The sequence below is a fragment of the Longimicrobium sp. genome (genome assembly GCF_036554565.1).
Lineage (GTDB): Bacteria > Gemmatimonadota > Gemmatimonadetes > Longimicrobiales > Longimicrobiaceae > Longimicrobium.
This window is the reverse complement of record NZ_DATBNB010000894.1, coordinates 1-2,195: the sequence shown is the minus strand read 5'-3', so window position 1 is coordinate 2,195 and position 2,195 is coordinate 1. Positions and strand designations below refer to the sequence as shown.

Below are 2,195 nucleotides of genomic sequence, written 5' to 3'. Positions count from 1 at the left end.
CGGCGAGACCACCTTCGGCAAGGGGCTGGTGCAGGACATCTTCCGGCTGGAGGGCGGCTGGGCGCTCAAGCTCACCACCGGCCGCTGGTACACGCCCAGCGGGCGCACCATCCAGCGCCCGCGCCGCCTGACGCCCGAGGGGCGGCTGGTGGAAATCCCCACGGACTCCGTGGCCGACCGCCCCGTCTTCCGTTCCGACGCGGGGCGCGTGGTGTACGGCGGCGGCGGGATCACCCCCGACCTGCACATCGAGGCCGACACCCTGGCCAGCGCCGAGCGCGCGCTGGCCGTGGTGCTGGGCGCCCGCGCGAGCGAGTTCAACGCCGCCGTGCAGGAGATGGCCGTGGACCGCGCCCCGGGGCTGGGCGAAGGCTTCCGCGCTACCCCCGAGTGGCGCGCGGACCTGTACCGCCGGCTGGAAAAGCGCGGGGTGACGGTTCCCCTGCCGGCGTGGAACGCGGGCGCCGCGCTGATCGACCGCGTCATCGAGGACCGTGTTTCCGGCTACGCCTTCGGCGACGCGGCGGCGTTCCGGCGGGGCATCGCCCGCGACGCGCAGCTGCAGGCGGCGCTCCGGGTCCTGCGCGGCGCGGCCACCCAGTCCGAAGCGCTTTCCCGCGTGCCCACTGGCGCGCCCGCCCAGCCCACGGGCGCCTGAATCCTTGTTTCTACCGTCCCGGGCGCCTGTCGGCGCCCGGGGCATTCCATTTCCCATCCAGGAGCCGTTTTCGTGATCCGAAACGTTCGCCTCACCGCGCTCGCCTGCGCGGCCGCTGCCCTTGCCGCTCATCCGGCGCACGCGCAGGAACCCCTGACGCACGCGCCGCGGCCCACCGGCGGCGCCATCTCCGCCCAGGACCTGCGCACGCGCCTGTACGTCTTCGCCGACGATTCCATGATGGGGCGCGAGGCCGGGACGCGCGGCAATGCGATGGGAACGGAGTACATCGCCTCCGAGCTGCGCCGCCTGGGCCTTCGCCCCGCGGGGGATAACGGCGGCTACTTCCAAGACGTGCCGATGGTGCAGCGCGGCCTTGCCCCCGGCGCCACGCTGACGGTGGACGGGCAGAGCTATGCGGTGGGCACGGACTTCCTCGCCGTCCCCCGGTACGGGCAGATCCTGCAGTTCGCCCCCGCCTTTAGCGCGAGTGGCGTCCAGGCCGTGTACGGCGGCCGCGTGGGCGAGCCCAACACGATGATCTCCCCCGAGCAGGCGCGCGGAAAGCTGGTGGTGTTCGCCGCGCCCCTGGGCCAGAACGGCCAGCCGACGTTCGCGTTCTGGGCCGGGGGCCGCACGTACGAGCGCTATGCGGATGCGGCGGGCGTCGCGTTCGCCACGCTCGACATCACCGGACAGGGGCTGCGCGGCTTCCTCTCCAACGAGCGCACCGAGCTCAAGGGCGAGGAGCAGGCGCCGGCCCGCCTTCCCGCGGGGCTGATCATCAGCAACGCGGCGGCGGAGCGCATCCTGGGCGCTCCCCTGTCGAACCTGCAGGTGGGCGCCGCGGGGAAGACGGTCACCGGCGCGTTCACCTTCTTCGAGCGGCCGACGCCGCACCCCGTGCGCAACGTGGTCGCCGTGCTCCCGGGGAGCGACCCGGCACTGCGCGGGCAGTACGTGGCCATCGGCGCGCACCCGGACCACGTGGGCACCGAGCACGACGCGGTGGAGCACGACTCGCTGAAGGTGCTCCACCGCCTGTTCCGCCCCGAGGGCGCGGACCAGCCGGGGATCGATGCCGACACCCTTTCGGCCCCGCAGAAGGCCCGGTTCCGCGCCGCGCTCGACAGCGTGCGCGCCCGGCGCCCGGCGCGGGTGGACAGCATCTACAACGGCGCGGACGACGACGGCTCCGGCAGCATGGGCGTGCTGGAGATCGCTGAGCATTTCGTGTCGCTGCGCCACAAGCCGCGCCGCTCCATCCTGTTCGTCTGGCACAACGCCGAGGAGCTGGGGCTGCTGGGTTCCGAGCACTTTGCCGCGCACCCCACGGTGCCGCTGGACAGCATCGTGGCGCAGCTGAACATCGACATGATCGGGCGCGGCGCGGCGGGCGACACCGAGGGCGGCGGTCCCGGATACCTGCAGCTGGTGGGCTCGCGGCGGCTGTCGACGCAGCTGGGCGACCTGGTGGAGTCGGTGAACACGTCGGGCCGGCACGGCTTTACGTTCGACTACTCGATGGACGCCAACG

Annotated in this window: 2 protein-coding genes; both read left to right on the top strand. The window is 73.1% G+C overall.

Annotated features, from left to right (window positions below; genetic code table 11):
- The coding region (locus VIB55_RS24970) for a S41 family peptidase (RefSeq protein ID WP_331879410.1) at positions 1 to 658 on the top strand (658 nt) is incomplete at its 5' end.
- Positions 659 to 730: 72 nt separating this feature from the next.
- A partial coding sequence (locus VIB55_RS24965) for a M28 family metallopeptidase (protein ID WP_331879409.1) occupies positions 731 to 2,195 on the top strand: 1,465 nt, incomplete at its 3' end.